At 33.4% G+C, this 25326-nt stretch carries 23 protein-coding genes; 1 reads left to right on the top strand and 22 read right to left on the bottom strand.

Annotation, left to right across the window (positions count from 1 at the left end):
• Window positions 1-71 precede the first annotated feature (71 nt).
• The 18 genes from trpA to AAGV28_RS04600 form a co-directional block, all read right to left on the bottom strand.
• Window positions 72-833 (bottom strand): tryptophan synthase subunit alpha, encoded by a 762-nt coding sequence (gene trpA, locus AAGV28_RS04685; protein WP_373405666.1) that lies wholly within the window; start codon window positions 831-833, stop codon window positions 72-74.
• A 133-nt stretch (window positions 834-966) separates the two neighbouring features.
• Entirely contained in the window at window positions 967-1287 is a 321-nt protein-coding gene (locus AAGV28_RS04680) for a gamma-glutamylcyclotransferase family protein (protein WP_373405665.1), read from the bottom strand.
• A 135-nt stretch (window positions 1288-1422) separates the two neighbouring features.
• Window positions 1423-2607 carry a tryptophan synthase subunit beta gene (trpB, locus tag AAGV28_RS04675; RefSeq protein WP_373405664.1) on the bottom strand — a complete coding sequence of 395 codons (1185 nt, stop codon included), beginning with the start codon at window positions 2605-2607 and terminating at the stop codon, window positions 1423-1425.
• A gap of 10 nt (window positions 2608-2617) precedes the next feature.
• Window positions 2618-3256 carry a phosphoribosylanthranilate isomerase gene (locus AAGV28_RS04670; RefSeq protein ID WP_461782281.1) on the bottom strand — a complete coding sequence of 213 codons (639 nt, stop codon included), beginning with the start codon at window positions 3254-3256 and terminating at the stop codon, window positions 2618-2620.
• Between the two features lie 122 nt (window positions 3257-3378).
• Complete coding sequence (trpC, locus tag AAGV28_RS04665; RefSeq protein ID WP_373405662.1) at window positions 3379-4158, bottom strand: indole-3-glycerol phosphate synthase TrpC; 780 nt, start codon at window positions 4156-4158, stop codon at window positions 3379-3381.
• A gap of 22 nt (window positions 4159-4180) precedes the next feature.
• The gene (locus tag AAGV28_RS04660; protein WP_373405661.1) at window positions 4181-5578 is read right to left on the bottom strand and encodes a Fic family protein; all 1398 of its coding nucleotides are present in this window, start codon (window positions 5576-5578) and stop codon (window positions 4181-4183) included.
• Window positions 5579-5614: 36 nt separating this feature from the next.
• Window positions 5615-6607 (bottom strand): anthranilate phosphoribosyltransferase, encoded by a 993-nt coding sequence (gene trpD / locus AAGV28_RS04655; protein ID WP_373405660.1) that lies wholly within the window; start codon window positions 6605-6607, stop codon window positions 5615-5617.
• Between the two features lie 142 nt (window positions 6608-6749).
• Window positions 6750-7316: an anthranilate synthase component II gene (locus AAGV28_RS04650; RefSeq protein ID WP_373405659.1), complete on the bottom strand. Its 567-nt coding sequence runs from the start codon at window positions 7314-7316 to the stop codon at window positions 6750-6752.
• 78 nt (window positions 7317-7394) lie between these two features.
• Window positions 7395-8795 (bottom strand): anthranilate synthase component I family protein, encoded by a 1401-nt coding sequence (locus AAGV28_RS04645; RefSeq protein ID WP_373405658.1) that lies wholly within the window; start codon window positions 8793-8795, stop codon window positions 7395-7397.
• A gap of 319 nt (window positions 8796-9114) precedes the next feature.
• Entirely contained in the window at window positions 9115-9681 is a 567-nt protein-coding gene (locus tag AAGV28_RS04640; protein WP_373405657.1) for a YceI family protein, read from the bottom strand.
• Window positions 9682-9709: 28 nt separating this feature from the next.
• Complete coding sequence (locus AAGV28_RS04635) at window positions 9710-10342, bottom strand: NAD(P)H-dependent oxidoreductase (protein ID WP_373405656.1); 633 nt, start codon at window positions 10340-10342, stop codon at window positions 9710-9712.
• A gap of 10 nt (window positions 10343-10352) precedes the next feature.
• Window positions 10353-10808, bottom strand: a complete 456-nt coding sequence (locus tag AAGV28_RS04630) for a MarR family winged helix-turn-helix transcriptional regulator (protein ID WP_373405655.1) — start codon at window positions 10806-10808, stop codon at window positions 10353-10355.
• 134 nt (window positions 10809-10942) lie between these two features.
• Window positions 10943-11236, bottom strand: coding sequence for a chaperone modulator CbpM (locus AAGV28_RS04625; protein WP_373405654.1), 294 nt, complete (start codon window positions 11234-11236; stop codon window positions 10943-10945).
• Window positions 11233-12132, bottom strand: coding sequence for a DnaJ C-terminal domain-containing protein (locus tag AAGV28_RS04620; RefSeq protein WP_373405653.1), 900 nt, complete (start codon window positions 12130-12132; stop codon window positions 11233-11235). Before AAGV28_RS04620 ends, AAGV28_RS04625 begins: the two co-directional genes overlap by 4 nt.
• Before the next feature lie 185 nt (window positions 12133-12317).
• Window positions 12318-13751, bottom strand: coding sequence for a hypothetical protein (locus AAGV28_RS04615; RefSeq protein WP_373405652.1), 1434 nt, complete (start codon window positions 13749-13751; stop codon window positions 12318-12320).
• A 97-nt stretch (window positions 13752-13848) separates the two neighbouring features.
• Window positions 13849-16086, bottom strand: a complete 2238-nt coding sequence (locus AAGV28_RS04610; RefSeq protein ID WP_373405651.1) for a cation:proton antiporter domain-containing protein — start codon at window positions 16084-16086, stop codon at window positions 13849-13851.
• A 139-nt stretch (window positions 16087-16225) separates the two neighbouring features.
• Complete coding sequence (gene purB / locus AAGV28_RS04605) at window positions 16226-17572, bottom strand: adenylosuccinate lyase (protein WP_373405650.1); 1347 nt, start codon at window positions 17570-17572, stop codon at window positions 16226-16228.
• 333 nt (window positions 17573-17905) lie between these two features.
• Window positions 17906-18601: an SIR2 family NAD-dependent protein deacylase gene (locus tag AAGV28_RS04600; RefSeq protein ID WP_373405649.1), complete on the bottom strand. Its 696-nt coding sequence runs from the start codon at window positions 18599-18601 to the stop codon at window positions 17906-17908.
• Window positions 18602-18817: 216 nt separating this feature from the next.
• On the opposite strand from AAGV28_RS04600, the gene AAGV28_RS04595 reads away from it, so the two are divergent.
• Complete coding sequence (locus AAGV28_RS04595) at window positions 18818-19471, top strand: TrmH family RNA methyltransferase (RefSeq protein WP_373405648.1); 654 nt, start codon at window positions 18818-18820, stop codon at window positions 19469-19471.
• A 62-nt stretch (window positions 19472-19533) separates the two neighbouring features.
• On the opposite strand, the gene AAGV28_RS04590 is transcribed toward AAGV28_RS04595, so the two are convergent.
• The 4 genes from AAGV28_RS04590 to AAGV28_RS04575 all read right to left on the bottom strand — a co-directional run bounded on the left by AAGV28_RS04590 (window position 19534) and on the right by AAGV28_RS04575 (window position 25205).
• Window positions 19534-21132: a PepSY domain-containing protein gene (locus AAGV28_RS04590; protein ID WP_373405647.1), complete on the bottom strand. Its 1599-nt coding sequence runs from the start codon at window positions 21130-21132 to the stop codon at window positions 19534-19536.
• 113 nt (window positions 21133-21245) lie between these two features.
• Window positions 21246-23408, bottom strand: a complete 2163-nt coding sequence (locus AAGV28_RS04585; protein ID WP_373405646.1) for a TonB-dependent receptor — start codon at window positions 23406-23408, stop codon at window positions 21246-21248.
• A gap of 93 nt (window positions 23409-23501) precedes the next feature.
• A complete protein-coding gene (locus AAGV28_RS04580; protein ID WP_373405645.1) occupies window positions 23502-23882 on the bottom strand; it encodes a hypothetical protein in 381 nt (126 codons plus the stop codon).
• A 348-nt stretch (window positions 23883-24230) separates the two neighbouring features.
• The gene (locus AAGV28_RS04575) at window positions 24231-25205 is read right to left on the bottom strand and encodes a D-alanine--D-alanine ligase (protein WP_373405644.1); all 975 of its coding nucleotides are present in this window, start codon (window positions 25203-25205) and stop codon (window positions 24231-24233) included.
• Window positions 25206-25326: the final 121 nt, after the last annotated feature.

The raw sequence follows: 25326 nt of genomic DNA, 5'->3' as shown, positions 1-25326 counted from the left end.
AAAGATTGAAAGATTGAAAGATTCAAAGATTCAAAAATAATTTGCGAATTTGCGGTATTATAATGTATAAACTATCGAATAGCTTTTACAAAATCGGCAATTTTTCCAGAGCCATTTTCCTTTAAATAGCTGATAAAAGCGCTGCCAATAATTGCTCCTTTGGCGTATTGAGTAGCTTTGTTGAAGGTTTCGGCATTGTTGATTCCAAAACCAATAACTTGTGGGTTTTTCAAGTTCATACTGGCAATACGTTTGAAATAATCTTCCTGTGTACTTCCAAAACCAGCTGAAGATCCAGTTACACTTGCCGAACTTACCATATAGATAAATCCACTGGAAACACTGTCTATAAAACGAATGCGCTCGTCAGAAGTTTGTGGTGTAATTAAAAATATATTGATTAATCCGTATTTGTCAAAAGTAGCTTTGTATTCGTCAGCATAAACATCTACCGGCAAATCAGGAATAATTAAACCATCAATTCCTATTTCGGCACATTTAGCACAAAAAGCCTCTACACCATACTGCAACATAGGATTGAAATAGCCCATAATTACTAATGGAATAGACACCGTTTTACGAATTTCAGCCAATTGGTCAAATAAAATTTGTGAGGTCATTCCGTTAAGCAAAGCAGCGGTGGAACTGGCTTGAATAGTAGGCCCATCGGCTAATGGATCGCTAAAAGGCAAACCAATTTCGATCATGTCTACGCCATTTTTTTCTAAGTCTTGGATAATTTGTACCGTATCATTTAAGTTAGGATATCCCGCCGAAAAGTAGATGGAAAGTATCTTTTTGTCTTCTTGTAATTTTTGTTCGATTCTGTTCATTTTATTTTTTTTTAAAGCCTAAAATCCGTCGAGTTTGTCATTCCGAGGAACGAAGGAATCTCATTAAGATACTCGCATAACGGAGATTCCTCCTTCGTTCCTCGGAATGACAATTTTGGGGTAACTGTTTTTTTTAATTGGTAACAATATAAGCCCAAGCCGTTTGAAGGGATTCTAAGGTTACTTCGATGCGTTTGTAATGCAAACCTTCATAAGTGTCAGCAAGATGCACATCTTCTTCGGTAATATCATACACTAATCCTGTAACAATATCGTCTGGATTTTCGGTAGCAACGATTATTGGGTATTTTTCTATTCCAAATTCTTCTTCAATTTCGATATAGTTGATTACAAAACCTATCAATCTGTCTGGAACTCCTTTAAGCGAGCGACCAAAAATGTTTTCCTGAATGTCTTTGTCTTTTAAAGTTCCGTAAGCGAATAATTTTTCCATTTGTTATGGTTTGAATATTGAACGTTCTATATTGTTTTGCGTTAGGGATGGTAGTGGAGCTCTTTTTTGAGGCATTTTTTTTTGCCTCAAAAAAAGCGGGAACGTACAGCCCGACCCGCCGCGGCGGGTAACGCCCTATAAAAATTTAAAATAATCGATATAAGTACTTAAATCTTTGTCGCCACGACCTGAAAGGCAAATAACAACTACATCTTCGGGTTTGAATTTTTTGTCGTTTAACACCGCAAAAGCATGCGAAGATTCAATGGCAGGAATAATTCCTTCCAGTTTACTTAGTTCGAGACCTGCTATCATAGCATCATCATCAGTGACAGAGAAAAATTCGGCACGCCCCGTTTCGGCTAAATGGGCGTGCATAGGGCCTACTCCAGGGTAATCCAAACCTGCAGAAATAGAATAAGGTTCGGTAATTTGTCCATCTGGGGTTTGCATCAAAAGGGTTTTACAACCGTGGATGATACCTACTTTTCCTAACTTGCTCGTGGCAGCACTGTGTCCGGAATGGATTCCTTTTCCAGCCGCTTCGACAGCAATGATTCCTACTTCTGGTTCGTGTAAAAAGTGATAAAACGTACCAGCGGCGTTACTTCCGCCACCAATACAAGCAATTATATAATCAGGATTTTCATGGCCTTCTTTTTCTTTTAATTGCCATTTTATTTCTTCCGAAATAACACTTTGAAAACGGGTTACCATATCGGGGTAAGGATGCGGTCCAATGGCAGAACCTATGATATAATGCGTGTCAACCGGATTGTTAATCCAGTCGCGAATGGCTTCGTTAGTGGCGTCTTTAAGTGTTCTGGAACCCGAAAGAGCTGGACGAACGGTTGCTCCTAGCATTTTCATCCTAGCTACGTTTGGCGCTTGTCGAGCAATGTCAATTTCACCCATGTACACAATACATTCCAGTCCCATCAAAGCACAAACAGTTGCTGTAGCTACACCATGTTGCCCAGCACCCGTTTCGGCAATAATACGTTTTTTGCCTAGTTTTTTTGCCACTAGAATTTGTCCAATAGTATTATTGATTTTGTGCGCTCCAGTATGATTCAAATCTTCTCTTTTAAGATAGATTTTAGTATTGTATTTTTCCGAAAGACGTTTTGCAAAATACAATGGACTGGGACGTCCTACGTAATCCTTTAACAATTGGTCAAACTCAGCTTTAAATTCTGGTTCAGCTGTAATTTTTAAATATTGTTGGCGTAATTCTTCTACATTAGGATATAACATTTCAGGAATGTAAGCTCCTCCAAATTGGCCATAATAGCCTTTTTCATCAACGTTGTATGACATCTTATATGTTTTAATTGGTAACAATGCGTTGTAGTGCATCCTTACATAATTGTACGTTTTTTAATCCTGGTTCTAATTCAAATTTACTGTTTACATCAATAGCATAAACGGGCAAATTAGTTTTTAGTATTTCATTAACAGCATCCATTTCATCAATACCTATTCCGCCGCTTAAGAAAAAGGGTTTGGTGGAAGGATAATTTTCTAAAACTTTCCAGTCAAAGGTAGTTCCGTTTCCTCCAGGTAATTTTCCTTTGGTATCAAAAAGAAAATAATTACAAACCGCTTCAAATGGCGCCAGTACGGAAAAATCAAAATCATCAGCAACCGAAAATACTTTTATAATTTCAATCTGAACTTGTTTCAGATTCTTTAATTCAGTTTTCAAATTTAAACAAAATTCTACAGATTCTTTTCCGTGTAATTGTACCGCTTGCAAATCGTGTTTTTGTACTTTTTCGATAATATTTTCGACCGTTTCATTTACAAAAACCCCAACTTTTTTAATAGATGGAGGCAGGTTAGGAATATCACCATCAAAATAGCGTGCCGATTTTTTCCAAAATATAAATCCCATATAATCGGGTAGGAGTGCGCCTACTTCGATAATATTGTTGGGATATTTCATGCCGCAGATTTTAATCCCCACCCCAGCTACCCCGCCGTGGCGGGAGGGAGTCGTTGTGTTATATGTGTTGGTGTTTTCCATTTATTTTCTAATAGTTAATCATTTCCACAAAATTAGAGTTCCCCCTTCGGGGGTTAGGAGGATTATAACTTCTCAATAAACTCGGTTGCTGCTTTTCCAGCATTGTCCGTTTTCATAAAGTTTTCACCAATTAAGAATCCTTTATAACCGTAAGGTTTTAGTTCGTTGATAGCATCCACTGAGCTGATACCACTTTCGGAAACTTTTACAAATTCATTCGGAATCATGTCCGCCAATTGCTTGCTGAAATCCAAACTGACTTCAAAAGTTTTTAAATTTCTATTGTTTACACCAATCATGTCTAATGTGGGCATAATTGATTTTTCTAGTTCTTCTTGGTTGTGCACTTCCAATAAAACTTCCAATCCAAGGTTTTTGGCAAACTCTGATAAAGATTTGATTTCTTCACGTGTTAAAACGGCTGCAATTAGCAAAATTAAGTCGGCTCCGTGAGCTTTGGCTTCTAAGATTTGGTATTCGTCTACGATAAATTCTTTTCGCAATAGCGGAATGTTTACCGATGCTCTTGCTAATAATAAATCCTCTAAAGAACCGCCAAAATATTTCCCATCTGTTAAAACCGAAATTCCGCAAGCACCAGCACTTTCATACCCTTTTACGACTTCTTCCACCGTAAAACCATAATTGATTTCGGCTTTAGAAGGAGAACGACGTTTGTGCTCGGCAATAATTCCAGAGTTACTGTTTCTTAAATTATTACTTAAAGAAATAGTCTTTTTTCCAAAGAAAACGGAAGCTTCCAATTGCGAAACTGGAATGATTGATTTTTTAAGAATGACTTCTCTTTTTTTGTCAACGATTATTTTATCGAGTATGTTCATTTTTGTTTTTTAAGCTTTTAAATTATTGAATATCATTTTTGATACTCTCAATTAAACTTTTTCCTAAATCTTTTTTCAATTTTTCGATGTTCCCTTTATGAGGGAATTCATTATAGGCAAAACTGTTTTTCCAAATTTCAAGATGATTGATAGAAAGATTTAAAGTGTATTTTGTTGATTCGAAAGTAATAGAAAAAACTATTTCGTATGGTGAATTATTTTTAGTCTTTTTTAAACCGTATTTAGAATGAAGCCATACTATCTTTTGAAAATCAGTCTTATAAAGGTCATGTCCAAATATTGTTAATTCTCTGGGTTTATAATCTTTATATAATTCACCCAATGATGTTTTTATGATTGATCCTAAATTTGATCCTAAATTTGTTAATACATTTGATGTAAACAGATATTCTTCGTTTTTATCATTGATAAACAGTTTAGTATTACTTTCACTGAATAAATCATCAAAATTAATGAGAATAGTTGATAATGGTTGCCAAACGTCTGTAGAAATAAATTGAAATACATCATAAATATTTTTAGGTGATTTTGTAAAATTTTCGCCTTCAAGTTGTCGTTTCAACAAACTAATTTCTTTGTGTAAATCATCTTCTTCTTCGATATCAATATCTTGAATAGCCTTTAAAACTAATTGTTCTGAACGTTCAATTAATCCTGCGCAATATTCAAAAAACAATTCTTTAGAACCACCATAACCCTGAATGTCGCTGATGTAATTATAATAAATTGTACGGTCTTTTTCGTTGATCCAAAAAGGATTGTACCCTAATGAAATAAGTATAAGATTAGTTAATATTCTAGCTGTTCTACCATTTCCATCATAAAAAGGATGGATGTCTAAATATTCCAAATGAAATTCCAACGCTACATCAATTGGATGTGGAGCATTTTTTTTATTAGCTTTAATAGCATCGATAGATGCATTTGTTTTGTTTAAAAGCGCATGTATTTTATCTGGTACTTCTTCTGGAGCAACAAATAAATATTTTTCTCCTTTAGAATTTATGATTTCGTTAGCTTGCTCTTTCCATTGTCCAATTTTGTTTTTTTGTTCTGGATTTTCTTCGTGCATAATGCCAGAATGGATTTCTTTAATTCTTTTTTCGGAAAGTCTTAAATCACCTTTACCAATTTTTAAAATTTCAGAAATCACTTTGTCATGACCTTGCATTTCTAAAACATCCTTCAACGGTTTGTCATTTACCGTAAGATTTCCAACCATTACACTACGGGTTTCTTCAATCGTAAGTGTATTACCTTCCATACTGTTAGAATTAAAATTCCATTCTAGTCTGAACTTGTAATTAATTTTCTTCTTTTGTTCAATAGTGAGTTCGCCAAAAGCTGCAACTTTAGCTTTTATAGCGTCAATTGTATCTTTTATTTTTTTATAACTCATATTGTTTTGTTTTTAGTTGGAGAAAGAAACGATATTTTATTTACTTAATTCTTGTAATTTCTTCAAAGCTATTAATCCCTTCCCTGAGAATAAACTTTCTTTGGCTTGTTCAAATCCTTCTAATGGCGTGCATCCTGTAACGGTAGCAATTGCCATAGCAGCATTGGCACAAACCACGTTATTTTGTGCTTCAGTTCCTTTTCCAGAAATGATATTCAAGAACATTTGAGCCGATTCTTCAACGGTTTCTCCGCCTTTAATTTCGCTTTGTTGGATCAATCGAACACCAAAATCTTCGGGATTAATCATTCCTTCTTTGTTATGCGTAATCACTTTTGTAGCTCCTGTTAAAGATACTTCATCATATCCATCTAGCGCATGAACAATTGTGAAATTACTATCGGTATTTTGGTACAAATAAGCGTACATTCTGGCTAATTCTAGGTTAAAAACGCCTAATAATTGATTTTTAGGGAATGATGGATTAATCATTGGTCCCAAAATATTGAAAATGGTTCTTACGCCTAATGCTGCACGAATAGGTCCCACGTTTTTCATAGCAGGATGGAATAGTGGAGCGTGTAAAATACAAATTCCAGCCTGATCCACACATTTCTTTAAGAAATCAGAATCATTACTAAATTTGACCCCCAAACTTTCCATTACATTACTTGAACCTGTAATAGAAGAAACGCCATAATTTCCGTGTTTTGTTACTTTTATTCCTGCTCCAGCCGTTATAAAAGAAGCTAAAGTCGAGATGTTGAAAGTGTCTTTTCCATCACCTCCAGTACCTACTAAATCTATAGTATTGTAATCGGATAAATCAATGCGTACGCACAATTCCTGAAGCGCTTCTCTAAAACCAGCCAACTCTTCAATACTAATGCTTCGCATCATATATACAGTTAAAAAAGCTGCAATTTGACTCGGATTATAACTTCCGTTAGAAATATTAACCAAAACGTTTTTAGCTTCTTCTTTAGAAAGCAATTCGTTGTTGATTAATCTATTTAATATGTTTTTCATTTTCCTCCCCCAACCCCTCCGAAGGAGGGGAGTTCCTATTGGGGTAAATAGGAGTTTATTAGTTTGTAATTTATTTAAACGTTTTATTCAGGCGTAGTTATATCTGTCTAGTCTCCCCTCCTTCGGAGGGGTTGGGGGAGGATTAACTATTTACCCAGTTTTCAAGCATTTTCTTTCCATTAGGCGTTAACACACTTTCAGGATGAAATTGTACTCCGCGAACATCAAATGTTTTGTGACGCAAAGACATTACCTGACCATTTTCGTCAAAAGAAGTGGCTTCTAAAACATCGGGTAAAGTGGCATCAACAACCCAGGAATGGTAACGTCCTACTTCAAATTCGTTGTCTAATCCTTGGAACAAAACTTCGTTATCCACAACCGTTTTTACCATTGTGGCAACACCGTGATAGACTTTGTCTAAGTTAGAAAGCGTTCCGCCGTAAACTTCACCAATGGCTTGTTGACCAAGGCAAACTCCAAAAATACTTTTGGTAGCTCCATATTTTGCAATAACTGGTTTTAATAAACCGGCTTCATCAGGAATTCCAGGTCCTGGTGAAAGTAGAATTTTGTCGAAATGAGCAATTTCGTCTAATTCAAATTCATCATTTCTATAAACGGTAACCTCACAATTTAAATCTTCCAGATAATGCACTAAATTGTATGTGAAACTATCGTAATTGTCTATAACTAGTATTTTCTTCATTTTATATAAAGTTGTGTGTTATAAGTTAGAGGTTATGCGTTTCACCGCTTAACATTTAACTCTTAACTTTTTTTCTTTTTAAATTGTTTCTGCTAAATCCAAAGCTGCATTTAAAGCTCTCAATTTGTTATATACTTCCTGCATTTCGCTTTCTTCATCTGAGCTGGCAACAATTCCGGCTCCTGCCTGACAATGCAATTGATGGTTTTTACTCAGGAAAGTACGAATCATAATGGCATGATTGAAATTGCCTTCAAAATCCATAAAACCGATGGCACCACCATAAAAATTACGATTTGTTTTTTCGTAATCTTCAATTAATTGCATCGCTCTGTGTTTTGGTGCACCGCTTAAAGTTCCTGCTGGGAAAGTATCGGCAACTACTTGCATCGTCGTAGCATCGTTATGCAAATGTCCGGTAACTTTTGAAACTAAGTGAATTACGTGTGAGAAAAACTGAACTTCTCTGTAACGCTCCACATTTACGTTATGTCCATGACGGCTCAAATCATTTCGAGCCAAATCAACTAACATGACGTGTTCGCTATTTTCTTTTTTGTCTTCTGATAATTGTTTGGCCAAAACAGCATCTTTTTCATCATCACCAGTTCTTTTAAAAGTTCCTGCAATGGGATGGATTTCGGCTTTTCTATTTTTTACAATAATTTGGGCTTCAGGCGAAGAACCAAATATTTTGAAATCGCCATAATCAAAAAAGAATAGGTAAGGTGATGGGTTGATGCTTCTTAAGGCTCTGTACACATTGAATTCGTCTCCTTTAAAACCTTGAGTAAATCGTCGGGAAAGTACTAATTGGAACACATCGCCACGGAAACAATGTTTTTTAGCCAAAGCCACATTGTGTTTGAATTCTTCATCAGTCAAATTAGAGAAACCTTCGCCTTCTTTCGAAAATTTATACGAAGGAATATTTCTGGATTGCATTAATTGCTCAATTTCAGAAATATTATTGCGGTCGTCCAGACTGTGGCAGAAAATATAAGCCTCATTTTTAAAATGATTGATAGCAATAATATTTTGGTAAACCGCATAATAAACATCAGGAATGGTATTGCTATTTTCTTTTTTAGCGATAGTTACTTTTTCGAAATAACGAACGGCATCATAAGAAATGTAACCAAACAATCCATTATTGATGAATTTAAAATTGTTTTTCTCTGACTTGAATTGTCCTGAAAATTGCTGAATTACTTCGGGAATATTCGTTTGCGCATCAATAGCAACTGTTTCGGTTGTACCGTCAGGGAATTGTTTAAAGATAGTTTCGTTTTCAATTTTTATCGAAGCAATAGGATTACAACAGATATAAGAAAAACTGTTGTCATTTCCATGATAATCACTGCTTTCCAGCAAAAGACTATTAGGGAATTTATCTCTAATTTTAAAATACACACTAACAGGAGTAATTGTGTCAGCTAGTATTTGCTTGAATTTTGTATTTAGTTTAAATTGTTTCAATTGGAATAAATTTAAAATTTGTATGCATTTGATTGAACTTCGTTTGGCATAAAAAAAAGGCCTGTCGTGATGACAAGCCTTTTCTATTTATAGATAATAATACCATAGGAGCTTAGTTCACGACTATTGACGTAAATTGTTCCACCACCAAGTATTATTTGTAATTGTTTCCATGTTGCAAATATAGGAATGTAATTTTAATTTTCAAATACTATAAAATAAAAAAATCCATTTTAATTGGAAAAATTGCTTAATTCTGTTCAAAAAGAAACCCCAACAAGTAAATGTTAGGGTTAATTAAAGTAAAATGCGTAATTGATTAGAATTTTAAAGCTACGGCTAATTCAAAGTCATCGTTGATTGTTTTGTCTCCTAAGCCTTGAAAAAAGTTTCCAGAACCGTATTTAATGTCATATTTAGTTCTGTCTACTTTAAATGCAGTTGTAGCAGTATTTCCTTTCACAGTAATATCAAAATTAACTGGTTTAGTAATTCCTTTAATCGTTAAATCAGCAGTTGCAGCATACACATCTTTAGCTTTTGCACCAATTTTTTTGATTACTAAAGTTGCAGTTGGATATTTGTCTGTTCCAAAGAAATCGTCAGCTTTCAGGTGACCGTCTAATTTTTGTTGGTACTCACCAGTTAAATCAGTAGCAGTAAGTGAAGTCATGTTTACAGTAAAACTACCACCAACTAATTTTTTTCCTTTTAAAACTACAGCGCCGTCTTTAAAGTTTACTGTTCCAGAGTGCTCTCCGGTTACTTTTTTACCTACCCATTTGATAGTAGATGCTTTTACGTCGATTTTTTTAGTTTGTGCATTTACTGAAATGCTAGCCGCAGCTACAAATAATGCTATTGCAATTGTTTTAAAATTTTTCATTTTTTTTAAATTTGATTTTAATTAATAATTATAAAGTGATAAATAATTCTTGTTCTGATTTTCTAACTTTTTTATAGTGCTGAGTGTCGTCTGCTTCGTGTCTGTAACCTAATGTTGCGATAAGCGAAGTGTTCAATCCTAATTTTTCTAATCCTAAAATTTCGTTTACTTGTTCAGGAATAAAACCTTCCATTGGTGTTACATCAATTTTTAATTCGGCTGCTGCGTTTAATAAATTCTCTAGCGCTAAATAAGTTTGTTTTGCTGTCCAAACATTTTTAGTCTCCTCAGGTAAAGTTAGGATTTTTGATTTCATGAAATCAGCATATCCTGAAAGTGCTTCCACAGGAATATTTCTTGTAGCACTAATATTGATTACATAATTATCAATGTCCTGTTCTTTTAGCTGTATTTCATTTGCAAAAATAATAAGGTGTGAAGCTTCTACAATTTGGGATTGTCCCCATGCAGCTGGTTGAATTTTTGCTCTTAATTCTGGATTTTCGACTATGATTACTTTGTAAGGTTGCAATCCATAAGAAGATGAACTTAATCGGATGGCTTCTTTAATGGTATTTAAATCTTCATTCGAAATTTTTTTTGTGGCATCAAATTTCTTTGTTGCATATCTCCAGTTTTGGTTTTCTAAAAAGGTGCTCATGGTAATTTTTTTATTGATTTCGGTATTTTTCTAATAAACTATTTAATTGTTCTAACTCTTCATTATTTAAATTACTGGTTAAGGCATTTTCATGTTCAATCACTTTAGGATCTAATTCTGCTAAAACATCTAATCCTTTTTGAGTTATAAGAACTTCAATTTTTCTACGATTATCAGAACAAACATTTCGGGTAACTAATTCTTTCAACAATAATTTGTCAACCAGTCTAGTGGTGTTGCTTGTTTTAGCAATCATCCGCTCTTGGATTACACACATATTGGCTGGATTCCCCTTTTGACCTCTAAGTATGCGTAACACATTGTATTGTTCTCCAGATAAATCGTATGGTTTTAAAACCTCATTAAACTTTTCATTCAAAATATTTTGTGTGTACATAATATTGAGAATTATTTTTTTAGAGAGTGTTAGTTCAACTGTACTTTTTATTTCCTCTTCAATTTTCATTCCAACACTGTTTTTGTTTGTTGGTACAAATGTAACACTTTTTTCATTTGTATATACAAATGTTTTAAAAAAATTCTAAATTATTTTTTAAAGGCATTGAAAATACGTTAAAGGAGTGCTATACTAGCGTTTGTTTAATTTTCATACAGTAATAAACGATTTCTCACTTTCAATAATTCGGTTTGTAAATCATCTATTTTTTGAAGTAAATTTAGAACAACATCAATTCCTTCAATATTAACATCCAGTTCTTTGTGCATGCGAACTATCTTTTCAATTTCATAAATAGATTCTTTATGGATGTATTGAATGTTATCGACATATTGAATTTCGATTAAGCCATTTTCATTGAGTGTATTAAAAAAACTAATTTCAAGTTTATAATGCTGACATAATGTATTGATTGGAATAAAGTTTTCAGTACTCATGGTCTTCTTAATTTAGATAGTTGGGTAAATAATTCCAGCTCTTTATCAGAGAGATTTGTTGGTATTTTAATTTGGAAAGTAATATATAAATCGCCAAAATGTCCTTCTTTTTTGTAAACAGGAAACCCTTTTCCTTTAAGTTTTACTTTTGTGCCGTTTTGTGTTCCAGGAGTAATTTTGAGTTTTACTTTACCATCAAAAGTAGTTACTGTAATTTCGCCTCCTAACACTGCTTCGAATAAATCTAGTGTTACAGAAGTGTACAAATTATCTTTATCTCTTTTAAAATCAGGGTGGTTTTTAATAAAAAAAGTAATAAATAAATCGCCTTTAGGTCCTCCGCCAATACCGTCACCACCGTGCCCTGCTATTTTAATAGTTTGTCCGTTTTCGACACCTGCAGGAATAGTGAATCGAATGTTTCTTCCATTAACTGTAATTGTCTTTTTTTGAGTTGTGTAGACTTCGTTTAGATCTAGCTGTAGTTCGGCATTAAAATCAGTTCCTTTAAATTGTTCGCTTCTGCTGCGATTTTGATTGCCATTACCAAAAAGCGATTCAAAAAAAGAAGAATAATCTTCACTGTCTCTTCCGTAAGAATTGAATTCTTCTTGGGAAGCATTTTTGTTATAATACCTTTGCTGCTGATTGGCTTTTTCATATTCCCCTGCATGTTGCCAGTTTTCGCCATAAGCATCATATTTTTTTCTTTTTTCAGTATTCCCTAATACTTCATTTGCCTCATTAATTTCTTTGAATTTTTTTTCCGCATCTTTATCATTTGGATTAATGTCTGGATGGTACTTACGGGCTAATTTTCGGTAAGCCTTTTTTATTTCTGCATCCGTTGCTTTTTTGTCTATTTCTAATATTTTGTAATAGTCTATAAATGCCATGTCAAATTGTTTTTAATTAGTGCTATTATAGAATTTCTGAAGGGAAATTTCAAGATTGCGTTAATAATTCCTGCTTCTTGATACTATAAATTTACTTAAATTTCAATTGTAAAAGGACATCTTAGAACTTTATTTTAGAAAAAAACAACGAGCAAAAAATTAATAATAATAGGTTTAACAAATAATTAATTCAAAGGTATTTTAATTCCTGTAATATAATAATCAGGATTGTCTGTTCCAAATGCCATAAAAAGATATAAGATATCGTTTTTAATAATAGGAGAGATGAATCCGCCTAAATGATCCCAGGCCCAATTATAAATAGGGTATTTATTATGAATTTGAACAGGATTGACAATTAGTGGACTTCGGCTATCATGTAGCCATTTGTCATTGTGTAAGCGCATTAAGCCATATTCTCTATTATTAGAAGTTAAATAGTTAGATGATACTTCTTCACCACCAATTATGATGTACAACTTTGATTTGAAAGTTATATAGGTAGCATCATCGGCTTTTCCTTTTAAATACCCCTGACTTAATCTCCCTTTGTGTATTATTTTAGAAGAAATTATGCCTTTGTTAAAATCCAATGCTTCCTCTAAATCCGAAAAAATAAGTTCATGTATTTCTCTATCAATAAAATTTTGGCTTCTTTTGTGTAATAATAGTCGGTACTGATTATTAAATTTGGTTAATGATAACGGGAAACTATTTTTATCTAATTCGTTCCATTGCGGTATCATAATTTTTTTAGGCTGTTGAATGATGTTTAGGTTTTCATCCATTATCATGTACGCTGAAGTGTAATTATTGTTAGGTTGTTCTACTCCTAATAAAAAAAGCAGGTTCCCATTATCTAATTTAAGAGGGTTTCCTGTTGAAAATACATTTCCATTTGTTTTACCAAAAGGAATCATATTTGTACTAAGTATTTTTTTATTATGAAAAACCCAATCATCTAAGTTTGTACTGCTGGCGTAATAAATACTTCTTTTATTATGTGATCCAAATACAATAGGGGTTAATAATATGTAAGTCCCATCTGATTTTTCAAATATACCTCCTGATTGAATGTAATTGAATTCTCCTTCTATTACAGATGTTGGATAAGGATCAAATAATGGTTTGTCTTGAATTATTTCGTAATTAATAAAAGGATTAAAAAATTCTAAAGTTGCACCAATACGGGAATTTAAAGTTCCTAAATAAGTATTTCCTAATGTAATCCAACCATCATTATTAATGCCTGTTATTTCAACAACTGTAGAAGCTTCACTACCTTGAGTTACAAACCAACTTTGATTGTTTTTTGCTTTGATTAGTAAATTTTTTAAATTACTATAGTTGGTTTTTATTCGATTATTTATGGCATCAAATTCAGTTATTTGTATGGGATTAGATCTATTAATGTTATTGAATCTATCTGAAATTAAAGCATTTGAAAAATAGCTATTTAAACTTCCTTCAGGAAAATTTTCTTCCACAGTAGCAATTTCCAATTCATTTGTTGGTTCTTCTACAGTTGGCAAAATTTCATCGTTTTTTAATGGAGTTGAATCTTCCTGACTACAAGATATAATAAGACAAAATGTAAAAAAAAGGAATGTTTTTTTCATGCAATAGTTTTTCACAATATTAAGTCTTTATTGTAAAAGCACAAATTATTTATTCTTAATTTTTTTACAGGTATTTTTTTGTTAAAAAAAATATGTTTTATTCTTTAAATATTTCTGCCATTAATTTTTTATCGCCCACAAGCCATAACAAATCATTTTTTTCTAAAATAATATTGGATTCAGGATTAAGTATTCGTTTTCCTTTCCGTTCCACACCCACTAATAATCCGTTTGTACGTTCTCTTAATTTAGATTGCCCCACACTAACACCAATGAAATCTTCGTTATTCAATTCAATTTGGCGCAATACAACTTGATCTGTGGCTTTTGAAGAAACTTCAACTTCATTTTGAGTTAAAAAGCTAGCAAATTCTTTCACTTGTGCATCCGAACCTATCACACAAATTTCATCACCAGGAAACAAACGTTCGTTTTTATTAGGAACCTGGATTACAATTTCTCCACGTGTAATATAAGCAATATTAACGCCTATAAGCTCTCTCATCTTGATTTCTCCGAGTGTTTTTCCAGCCAAATTAGATTCTTTTGCAATTTCAAATGTAGTCATGTGTCCATCCCAAGGCGTTAAGTTTGCATAGCGACGGTCTATTTTCTTTTCTTCTCGATCATTAAGATTCGTCAAGAAATGACTTTCAATTTTATGGTATTGCTCGTGTAACTTTTTTGGAAAAAACAAATAAATTACTATGGCTAATACCAAAGCAAAAAAGGCAATTATGGGAGAGAAAAAGATATTTAATAAAAATCCAATATAAAACACAGTCAATCCCATTCTAAAAAAGAAAAGCATTAAAATAGGACCGCGGTATTTTTTCTCTTCAAATAATAAATCGACTTCTTTTACAGCCACTCTTCGCAAAGAAAGTGCCCATAAAAATGGCGAAATAACAATCATAGTAATTAATGCTGCTATGGTATTTCCAAATTTTGAATCTTCGACTAAAGGCAAAATAAATTTAGAAGACAATAAAATAACCGAAGTAATAATAATGGTATGCAATACAATTTGGAGTAAATGAGCTCTAATCACTATTTGCCAGGTACTTACAGAACGAATGGCTTGTGCATTAGCACTGTAACGTGCAATTCGTTTAGTCCACTTTCTAGGTAATTTTTTTTCTAAATAACCAGAAAAAGGAACTGCCATTTTTACCATAAATGGAGTAGTAAATGTAGTCACAGCCGAAACAGCAACCACTACAGGATATAGAAATCCGCTTGTTACATTCATAGACATTCCCAGGGTGGCAATGATAAAGGAGAATTCTCCAATTTGAGATAAACTCATCCCTGTTTGTACCGATTGTTTTAAAGGTTGTCCTGAAATCAATGCACCAATAGTCGAACTGATAGATTGTCCAAAAATGGTAACAAATGTCAAGATAATTACGGGAATAGCATATTCATACAAAGTATCCGGGTTAATTAACATTCCTACCGATACAAAGAAAACCGCACCAAATAAATCTTTTACGGGTTTTATCAAGTGTTCAATATGTTCCGCTTGCGTAGTTTCTGCAATAATAGATCCCATGATAAAAGCACCTAAAGCAGGAGAAAAGCCCACATTTGAAGCTAAAATAACCATCATTAAGCATAAGGCTAATGATAGAATCAGCATCATTTCATCAGTTAGTAAATGTTTGGTTTTCTTTAATAAAGTAGGAATAAAAAAGATTCCGCCCACAAACCAGGCCACCAAGAAAAACCCTAATTTAAGTACGGAAAGTAACAATTCGCTACCCGAAAATTGTTGGCTAACCGCTACCGTTGACAATAATACCATCATTAAAATGGCTACTATATCCTGAACAATAAGCGATCCAATAACGATTCCAGCAAATTGTTGGGCTTTTACTCCCAGCTCATCAAAGGTTTTTAGTATAATTGTGGTCGAGGAAATGGACAGAATTACGCCGAGGAAAATACAATCCATTTCTTTCCATCCCATCCATTTACCCACTAGATAGCCCATTAAAACCATGACTATAATTTGGGTAATGGCTGTAATTGATGCTGTTCCGCCTACTTTCATTAACTTCTTAAAGCTAAATTCGAGACCTAAGCTAAATAATAAAATGATAACACCAATTTCGGCCCAGACTTCAACACTTTTCATATCAGTTATTGACGGAAAAAAATCAAAATGATTTCCTGCTAAAAATCCAGCAATCAAATAGCCTAAAACTAAAGGTTGTTTCATTTTTTTAAACAACAATACCGCAATTCCAGCAGTCATCAAAATTAGTCCTAAATCACTAATTAAGGGTTTTAAATGATGGGACGCATCAGCAACAGCAGCTATAGTACTCATATAGTATTCTTTAAAAATTCAATTTTGATAAATATAATAAAATGACTTTTGTTATGCAATTCTATTGTATAATTAATACCATTTTATAAAAAAAGCTATCGATTAGGATAGCTTTTTAAAAATAAATATGTTTTTTTAATTAGATTCCTAAAAAGTTACTTGGCGTAATTTGTAATAACTCCGCTTTAATTTCGTCAGAAACTTCTAAAGTACCTATAAATTCATGGATTGATTTTTTAGTAATTGCTTCGTTCGTTCTGGTTAAACCTTTTAAGGCTTCATAAGGATTTGGATAAGCTTCACGACGTAAAATCGTTTGGATAGCCTCAGCTACAACTGCCCAGTTGTTTTCTAAATCATCGTGGAATTTAGACTCGTTTAATAACAACTTGTTTAATCCTTTTAAAGTAGCTTCAAATGCAATAATTGTATGTCCCATTGGTACACCAATGTTTCTTAAAACCGTACTGTCTGTCAAATCACGTTGCAATCTTGAAACAGGTAATTTAGCTGATAAATGTTCGAAAATAGCGTTAGCAATTCCTAAGTTTCCCTCTGAATTTTCAAAATCAATTGGATTAACTTTATGCGGCATTGCCGATGAACCTATTTCTCCTGCCTTTATTTTTTGTTTGAAATATTCCATTGAAACATAGGTCCAGATATCACGATCTAAATCGATGATGATGGTGTTGATTCTTTTTAAAGCATCAAAAAAGGCAGCAAAATGATCGTAATGCTCGATTTGTGTTGTTGGGAATGAATGGTGTAATCCAAGGTTTTCTTGAACGAATTTAGTACCAAATTGCTTCCAGTCAATTTGTGGGTAAGCCACATGATGCGCATTATAATTTCCAGTTGCTCCACCAAATTTAGCTGCAAACGGAATGTTGAATAACAAACGCATTTGCTCTTCGATACGCTCCACAAAAACAGCAATTTCTTTTCCTAAACGAGTAGGAGAAGCTGGTTGTCCGTGGGTACGAGCTAACATTGGAATGTCCTTCCATTCTGAACTTAATTCTTTTAATTTTGAAATTAAAGTAATTAAAGAGGGCATGTAAACATTCTCAAAAGCTTCTTTTGTCGAAAGTGGAATCGCCGTATTATTGATATCTTGAGAAGTCAATCCAAAGTGGATGAATTCTTTAAATTCTGATAAACCTAATTTTTCAAAGGCATCTTTGATAAAATATTCAACGGCTTTAACATCGTGATTGGTTACTTTTTCTGTTTCTTTAATCCAAAGCGCATCTGCAGTAGAGAAGTTTTTATAGATATTACGTAAACTTTCGAATACGTTAGGATTTACATTTTTTAGTTGTGGCAAAGGCACTTCGCACAAAGCAATGAAATATTCAATTTCTACCAATACACGGTACTTGATTAAAGCTTCTTCTGAGAAAAAAGGAGCTAATGAAAGTGTTTTACTTCTATATCTTCCATCAATTGGAGAAATAGCATTCAATTCGTTTAAAGTCGTCATTGTGTTGTTATTTTTTCGAAAGGCACAAATATAGACAGAATTTTAGGAATTTCGGGCTATTTTAGAATTGATTTTAACGATAATAAAAATGGAATACAGTTCAAACTGATTTTAGCAGATTATCACAGATGGAGTTTTAAAAAAGCGATTTAAAATTGGTTTTATAGACTGTTTTTTTAGCCACGAATGCACGAATAATTCCTTCTATTATAACACAAATAATCAATGACTTTATTTGTAATTAGTGAAATTTAAAGATGTCTAATTCAAAAAATAATTTGTGAATTTGTGGCAAAAAATCAATAAGTATTAGTAATGTATAGTTGTTTTATCTTACTGAAATTCGGCTAATAATCTATTTTTTAAATGTGGAATTCCAGTTGTGGCTAACATCGGAAATGTTTCGACAATATTCTTCAGATTCGGAATTTGGATTGGTTTAGGATCAATATAGAATATAGGAATGTTTTTAGGAACAAAATCCAATAAACCCGCTGCGGGATACACCTGTAATGAAGTTCCAATAACGGCAAAATAATCGGCGGTTTCAGTAATGTTAATGGCTTCATCAAAAGCAGGAACGGCTTCGCCAAACCAAACAATATGCGGACGTAATTGATTTTTATGAGAATCCATATCGCCTAAATTCAAGTCGCCTTCCCATTCTAAAATAAAATTAGGGTTCTTTGTACTTCGCACTTTTAAAAGTTCGCCATGCAAGTGTAACACTTTTTTACTGCCAGCTCGTTCGTGCAAATCATCTACATTTTGGGTAATAATATGCACATCAAAATGAATTTGCAGCTGCGCTAATTCCCGATGTCCTAAATTGGGTTTTACTTCTTTGAGTTGTCGGCGTCTTTTGTTGTAAAAATCCAAAACTAATTCAGGATTTTTTTGCCAGCCTTCAATAGAAGCCACTTCCATAACATCATGTCCTTCCCACAATCCATCGCTGTCTCTAAAAGTTTTGATACCACTTTCGGCACTGATTCCTGCTCCAGTTAAAACCACTAATTTTTTTTTCATATTTATTTGAGGGATATAATGATTTTTTAATTTTAAAAAAATTAACCGCAAATTACACAAATTAACACAAATTAATTAGTGCTAATTTGTGTAATTTGTGGTTAATAAATAGCAGAACGAGTTTGTAATTGAACTTTAGTTTTTAATCATAAAGAAATATGTTGTGTTCCTAGCTTTTCTCTTTTTACTATTTTTGCCAAAATTAAAAAGAGTACAATGATTGATATCGATTACCTGAATTTCCTTGAAAATATATTAACTGACAATCGCAAAGAACGTTTTTTAGAAGTCTTAGCTAACCGAACGAAACATTTTACTGTTGTTGTCGAAGACGTTTTTCAAATGCACAATACTTCTGCGGTGATGCGTAGTTGTGAGGTTTTTGGAATTCAGGAATTGAATGTAATTGAGCAGCGTTATGGAAAAAAAATCGATAAAGAAATTGCTATGGGAGCCCAAAAATGGGTGGATATTAACCAGTTTGATTCGGTTTCCAATTGTATTTCGACTTTAAAAAATAAGGGGTACCAAATTATTGCAACCACGCCACATGAAAATGATTGTTTGCTGGAAGATTTCGATATTTCGAAACCAAGTGCGTTGTTTTTTGGAACAGAGCGCGACGGACTTTCGCCAGAAATACTAGAAAAAGCGGATGGTTTCCTGAAAATCCCTATGGTAGGTTTTACTGAGAGTTTAAATATTTCGGTTTCGGCAGCTATAATTATTCAGGATTTAACCAATAGATTGAGACGTTCCGAGATTGACTGGAAATTATCTGATGATGAAATTCTGGAAAAACGTTTGGCTTGGGCGAAGAATTCGATTAAAGATATTAAACGAATTGAAGCACGATACTATGAGTTATGAGTTAAAAGGTTATGGGTTATGAGTTCCAGTTGATAACTTATAACTCATAACCCATAACTTTTTTACTTCTTCTTTATAAAAAGAATCAATCCCAACACACTTACAATCAAAATAGCTAATGCCGCTAAAACCATTGTTAAATCGCGGATGTTTTTTCCCGCCCAGTCCATAAATAGAAATTTGTGAAGAATGGCAAAGGAATAACCTTCAATCCTATCAGCATTTTTGACAACAGCAGCCAGTCTTGAAGTAGATGTTTCTATAAAATAAGTGGTTTTTTCAGGAGTGTCATAAGCTAATTTTACCACTGGCAAACGCTTGTTGACAAAACCATATTCTCTGTTTTCAAAATTAGTAATTACTTTCGATTCTAATAATTTTACATTTTCAAGAGAAGTAACGCCTTCTTCAGGAATTTCAGGACTCATCATTTCACAACAAGCTGCTTTTGGAGCACCATCAGTAAAATAATAAGCCAAGAATTCAGCATATTGAATATCTAAATTTGGAACTGTTTTATTTGTGGTAGCATTGATATAAACTACTTCGGTTTTTGGAATTTCTTTTTTATTCCATTTCGAATTCGTATCTGACTTTGGCTTTTTGAATCTTCCAGTGGCTTTTTCGTCTAATTGGCAACGGAAATAAATACTATCATTAAACGTAATAAGACTTGCATTTTGAAAACGATTCCAGTCTAAATCGAGTTTGTTGTTTGCTAATGCAATTTCTGAAGTTTTAAAAGTCGGTTCGTAGACCATTTGGTCCAAGGTGTAAGGATCCCATTTGGTTGTTGCATGATAGCCGCCGCTAAATGCAAATGTTAACGTAAAAAGCGAAATCCAGATTCCTATTTGGCGATGGTATTTTCTGATTCCTTTTTTAGGTTCTAAGCTGTCTGATTTTTTAAATTGTTTCCATAAAAAGCCATAAATCACAATGCCACTAATGGCAGAAAATCCAATGATAGACAATAAGAGAATCATTGTGATGATGCGAATGCTATTGTTGCTAATCGCATCGATAAAAGACCAGTTGTGAAAAACATCAAAAAACCAAATGAAGAATTGTCTGGATGTGGGGTTGTAAGTCGCTAATTTGCCAGAAGATGTTTCCACATAAACTTCCATTGTATCTGGACGGTCTAAAGTTACTTTATAAACAGGCAAATACCGATTGATATATTTGTACTGATTGTCAAATTCAGTGATGATTTCGCTGTTTTTTAGACTGCTTTTTTGATCGTCTAGAAAATAACGCGACAACCATTCTGCATATATCCGGTCTCCGTTTTTAAGTTCATTTCCGGTTGAAGTATCAAAATACAATAAATCCCCAATTAGGTTTTTTACCTGATAAAAAGTAGTGCCATTGAAAGAAACAATCCGGAAGTTGGTAAATTGTTTAATATTGTTTTTTTCTAAAACTTCCTGAATAGAAAGCGATAAATCATTTTGATTGATTGTTTGAATCTCTATTTTTTCATTGGGAATTTCAGGTTTTAAAAAATGCGCCATAAATGGATGCATTAATCCTGATAAAGTCCAAAAAATAACTGGAATTATGGTAATAATACCAATGGTGCGATGCCATTGGTACATATTCTGTTTGATTTTCTTGACCAACTTGGAATCTTTCTTTTTGATGTTTTTCTTGCTCATTTTTGGAGAACTTAAGATTTGTTTTTTAGCCACAGATTAAAAAGATTAACACAGATTGTAAAATGAAATGTTTTAGAAAATCTTTTATTTTTTTTAATCTGTGGCTAGTTTTATTATTTGTTTTTCAACGAAAAATTATATTGAATTCCTAACACAAATGTTCTTGGCGCTGCTGCAGTAAAAGCAGCTTGCGCATTTGAGGCGTTGGCTCTCGAAACATTATACGCATATAATTTATCGGTTAGATTCATTACGTTTCCATAAAATTCAAAGTTTTTCCATTGGTAACCAATTCGGGCATTAAATAAATTATAACCATCGTATTTTACCGTATTGATTTGATCTTGGTAATAACTTCCCACATGTTGCCATTCGATGGAAGTTCTAAGTTTAGGAAGCCAATTTGGATAATAATAAATCTCCGAATTTCCAGACCATCTTGGTGCAGCTGGCATTTCTTTACCATCTAAATTTTGTAAAACATCAGTTGGTTTGTCTGAAACTTTGAAGTCGATAAAAGTATGTTGTGCATAAGTTCCGCCCAGGCGAAAGTGAATTTGAGTAGATGGTTTGTAGTTTATTCCAAACTCAATTCCTTTGTGACGCGTTTCCCCAGCCGAACGATAATCGGTTGAATTGTCTTCCAGTTTTACATTTAATAATTCGTTTTTGCCTTCCATATAATAGAAAGCATAATCAAAGTTTAGTTTATTTCGAAGTAAAGAAAACCAACCTCCAATTTCGTAATTTTCAAAACTGGCGGGTTTTAAATTATAATAAAACTCGGCAGGAACTCCAGTTGTTCCACCCGTTCCTGATTTGGCTCTAAAAATAGAAGTAATACCAGGAGGCGCAAAACCCTGAGAATAATTTCCATAAAATCCCGAAAAATCAAACGGATTGTAGTTTACTCCCGCTTTGAAAGTAGCTTTGTCGTAGATTTTATCGCCAGATGAAAGATCGAGTGCATTACTATATTTGATTTTCATATTATCATAACGACCGCCTAATGAAACCACTACTTTTTCGATAGGATTAAAACTCAACTGTGCATATCCAGCGGTGTTGTAAATATCCGCGGTATAATCGGCTATTTTTAAATCAGGTCGTTCTTCAATTACTTCATAGTGATGTACGGTTTGCGAACCAGTAGTTCCGGGATTTAAAACGGCTCTTAAATTAGTCCGATACGCCCAATAGTTTACAGGCGAATAATCATAAAGTGCTCCAGCAACGATTTTGGTATTTAAAAAATCAAATTTATGAGTGTGCTGTCCAATGGTTCCGTAGCTTTTAAAATTATTCGAATTCACTTCGCCAGTAGCCGTTGTTGGGTTTACAGCGGGATTCCATCTAATTCCATAAGAAGGATTTTGTCCCAGTTTATTGTCTCTAAAATATGCTGTAATGTAACTACTGGCGTTTTCGTTCCAGTCATGTTCCAGTGTTAATCTGGTGCGTAATGCGTCAGATTTTCTATAAGTAAAGTCAGAAGTACTGTTGTAGGTTCTATTATTGAAATCGGCTTCGTTGACACTTCCGCTCATTTGCGAGTAATATTTACCATACATCGTATTACTGATTAATCGGGTAGCAGCAGAGATGTTATAATCAATTCTAGCATTCAAATTGTCTTTGTTGTAATCAGAATTTGCCATCCAGCCATTTTCCTGTAAACTGGAAATTCCTGCAATATGAAAACCAATTTTTCCAATGGTGGCTCCACCAGCAGCCTGAATTCTGCGAAAACCAAAATGATCTCCCTGTATTCCAAATTTGAATTCGGGGTTGATACTTGGTTTTAGCGAAATAAAATTAATAGTTCCCCCTACAGCTTCTGGCCCATAAAGTGAAGAAACGGGGCCTTTAACCACTTCGATACTTTGCAAATTAAACTGATTGATTTCTAATAAAGCATTGTGATTAAAGATTCCCATTGGTCGAATAGGCAAACCATCTTCTAAATACAAGTAATACGCATTGGTAGTCATAGGCTGGCGAATAGCCATCGAATGTTGTTCGTTTCCTAAATTCACCATCAATACTCCAGGTGTTTTATTGACAATTTCGTATGCCGCATTCGCCTTAGTTTCGTTGATGGTTTTAGCGGTTAATTTGCTAATAGCAACTGGAGTTTCTTTGCGTAAAGTAGCCGTTCGATTAGCAGTTATAAAAACGTCCTGAAGTTCATGTACATTAGTGGTGTCTGATTTGCTTTTGTTTTGAGCAACAACAAATTGGCTTAATGCGAATAAAGCCAGTAGAATTTTCTTCATTTTAATTAATATAAATTTAAAAATAACGAGCTTTTCTTAGATGCAATCCAAGAAAATACAGTTCAATAAAAAATTGAAAACTGATATTAAAATTTATATCAAATAGGAGGGTGGTCGAAAAGAAGATAGGGAAACTGAGATTTCCTTCTTTTCTAAAATATAGAAATTAGGTTTGATAAGAAAATCGAATGCTATTAATTTAAAATCATTGGCAACAACGGTATTCTGGATAAAAACCAAATCTACTTTGCTGTCCAGGTTGTTTTGCATTCTTTTTTCGTTGTCTTCGTATTTTTTAAGGCTTTTTTGAAGCTCACAACGACCGTTACAACTGTTATTGACCATTTTTCGTTGTACACAAATGGTTTTTGCAATTTCGTCCTGATTTAATTTGAACGAACTGTAAGCAAAAAAGCTACCAAAAGAAGGTAGTAATAAAAGGATAGAAAGTACTATGCTGAATAGGGTCTTCAAAAAAGAACTTTTTTATTTTGGCTGCAAAAGTACAGTTTATTCTTTTTTTGAGAATGCTTTTTTGTTTTTTTAACACAAAATATTAGGCTGTTATTTCCTTAATCTTATTTCTTCGACGATGAAATTCACAAGCTATAGTAAACTGGCGAATCAATCACTTTAAGCAATTTGGTAAAGTATTATTACGAACACGGAATAAAATGCTGCACTAACTTTTTTTTTGGTATCTAATCGATTGGAAAGACAAAAATTAGGATAAACTATTCTGGAAAACCATATTTATGATAGCAAAAAAGCCACGTAAACTGTGGCTTTTTGACTATTTGTTTAGACGGATAGAATTTTATTTTAATGAGTTAAAGCCAATTCAATTGCATTGGTAAACAAATCTTCTAATGAAATTCCAGCTGCAGCAGCTTGTTGTGGAATCAAGCTTTCGGTGGTTAATCCCGGAATGGTATTCATTTCAAGCATGTGTGGTTCTTCGTTAACAATGATGAATTCTGAACGGGAGAATCCTTTCATTTTTAAAACTTCATAAGCACGTTTGGCAATGTTTCCTACTTTTTGAGTCATTTCGTCAGAAAGTCTTGCTGGAGTGATTTCCTGTGATTTTCCTTGATATTTGGCTTCATAATCAAAGAAATCATTTTCAGAAACGATTTCGGTAATAGGTAAGACAATAATCTCTCCTTTATAATTAATTACACCTACAGAAACTTCGATACCATCAAGGAAGCTTTCAATGATAATTTCGTTGTCTTCTTTGTAAGCGGTTTCGATTGCGGTAGGTAATTCGGCTTCGGTTTTTACTTTTGAAATTCCGAAACTAGATCCTGCTTTATTTGGTTTTACAAAACAAGGCAATCCTACTTTATGGATAATTTCAGTTGTATTAATTACATCGCCTTTGTTTAAATAATAAGAAATAGCTGTTTTAATTCCGTATGGTTTTAATACTGAAAGCAAATCTCTTTTATTGAAGGTTAAAGCGGCTTGGTAATAATCGCAAGAAGTTTGCGGAATGCCTAATAATTCAAAATAAGCTTGCATTAAACCATCTTCGCCTGGAGTTCCGTGAATGGCATTGAAAACGCAGTCAAAATTGATTTTGTTTCCGTTGACTGCTACTGAAAAATCGTTTTTGTCGATTGGAAATTCATTTTCGGAATCGTCTACATAAACCCATTTTTCTTTAAAAATGTGGATGCGAAACGCATTGTATTTTGATTGGTCTAGAAATTTGTAAACTACGTTACCGCTAATAAGTGAAATTTTGTACTCACTAGAATAGCCGCCCATGATGATGGCAATGTTTTTCATTTAGTCTCGTTATGTATTGTGAAAATTGGTTTTTTTGTTTTAGCCCCGATGGCAACGGCATCCTTTTTCTCGCTCCTTTAGCGAGGAAAAGATAGAGTGAACAGCGGGAAATAGCTTCTGA

This window comes from Flavobacterium zubiriense, assembly GCF_041729725.1.
GTDB lineage: Bacteria > Bacteroidota > Bacteroidia > Flavobacteriales > Flavobacteriaceae > Flavobacterium > Flavobacterium zubiriense.
The sequence above is the reverse complement of the archived record's forward strand: the minus strand, read 5'-3'. Positions and strand labels throughout refer to the sequence as shown.

Bases quoted from the DNA above. Each gene is read 5' to 3' on its own strand.
- AAGV28_RS04660 (WP_373405661.1), bottom strand. From the start codon at position 5,578: ATGAGTTATAAAAAAATAAAAGATACAATTGACGCTATAAAAGCTAAA.
- trpD (WP_373405660.1), bottom strand. From the start codon at position 6,607: ATGAAAAACATATTAAATAGATTAATCAACAACGAATTGCTTTCTAAA.
- AAGV28_RS04615 (WP_373405652.1), bottom strand. From the start codon at position 13,751: ATGAAAAAAACATTCCTTTTTTTTACATTTTGTCTTATTATATCTTGT.
- AAGV28_RS04650 (WP_373405659.1), bottom strand. From the start codon at position 7,316: ATGAAGAAAATACTAGTTATAGACAATTACGATAGTTTCACATACAAT.
- AAGV28_RS04590 (WP_373405647.1), bottom strand. From the start codon at position 21,132: ATGAGCAAGAAAAACATCAAAAAGAAAGATTCCAAGTTGGTCAAGAAA.
- AAGV28_RS04585 (WP_373405646.1), bottom strand. From the start codon at position 23,408: ATGAAGAAAATTCTACTGGCTTTATTCGCATTAAGCCAATTTGTTGTT.
- trpB (WP_373405664.1), bottom strand. From the start codon at position 2,607: ATGTCATACAACGTTGATGAAAAAGGCTATTATGGCCAATTTGGAGGA.
- trpC (WP_373405662.1), bottom strand. From the start codon at position 4,158: ATGAACATACTCGATAAAATAATCGTTGACAAAAAAAGAGAAGTCATT.
- AAGV28_RS04680 (WP_373405665.1), bottom strand. From the start codon at position 1,287: ATGGAAAAATTATTCGCTTACGGAACTTTAAAAGACAAAGACATTCAG.
- trpA (WP_373405666.1), bottom strand. From the start codon at position 833: ATGAACAGAATCGAACAAAAATTACAAGAAGACAAAAAGATACTTTCC.
- AAGV28_RS04600 (WP_373405649.1), bottom strand. From the start codon at position 18,601: ATGAAAAAAAAATTAGTGGTTTTAACTGGAGCAGGAATCAGTGCCGAA.
- AAGV28_RS04575 (WP_373405644.1), bottom strand. From the start codon at position 25,205: ATGAAAAACATTGCCATCATCATGGGCGGCTATTCTAGTGAGTACAAA.
- AAGV28_RS04635 (WP_373405656.1), bottom strand. From the start codon at position 10,342: ATGAGCACCTTTTTAGAAAACCAAAACTGGAGATATGCAACAAAGAAA.
- AAGV28_RS04640 (WP_373405657.1), bottom strand. From the start codon at position 9,681: ATGAAAAATTTTAAAACAATTGCAATAGCATTATTTGTAGCTGCGGCT.
- purB (WP_373405650.1), bottom strand. From the start codon at position 17,572: ATGACGACTTTAAACGAATTGAATGCTATTTCTCCAATTGATGGAAGA.
- AAGV28_RS04595 (WP_373405648.1), top strand. From the start codon at position 18,818: ATGATTGATATCGATTACCTGAATTTCCTTGAAAATATATTAACTGAC.
- AAGV28_RS04630 (WP_373405655.1), bottom strand. From the start codon at position 10,808: ATGAAAATTGAAGAGGAAATAAAAAGTACAGTTGAACTAACACTCTCT.
- AAGV28_RS04610 (WP_373405651.1), bottom strand. From the start codon at position 16,086: ATGAGTACTATAGCTGCTGTTGCTGATGCGTCCCATCATTTAAAACCC.
- AAGV28_RS04620 (WP_373405653.1), bottom strand. From the start codon at position 12,132: ATGGCATTTATAGACTATTACAAAATATTAGAAATAGACAAAAAAGCA.
- AAGV28_RS04625 (WP_373405654.1), bottom strand. From the start codon at position 11,236: ATGAGTACTGAAAACTTTATTCCAATCAATACATTATGTCAGCATTAT.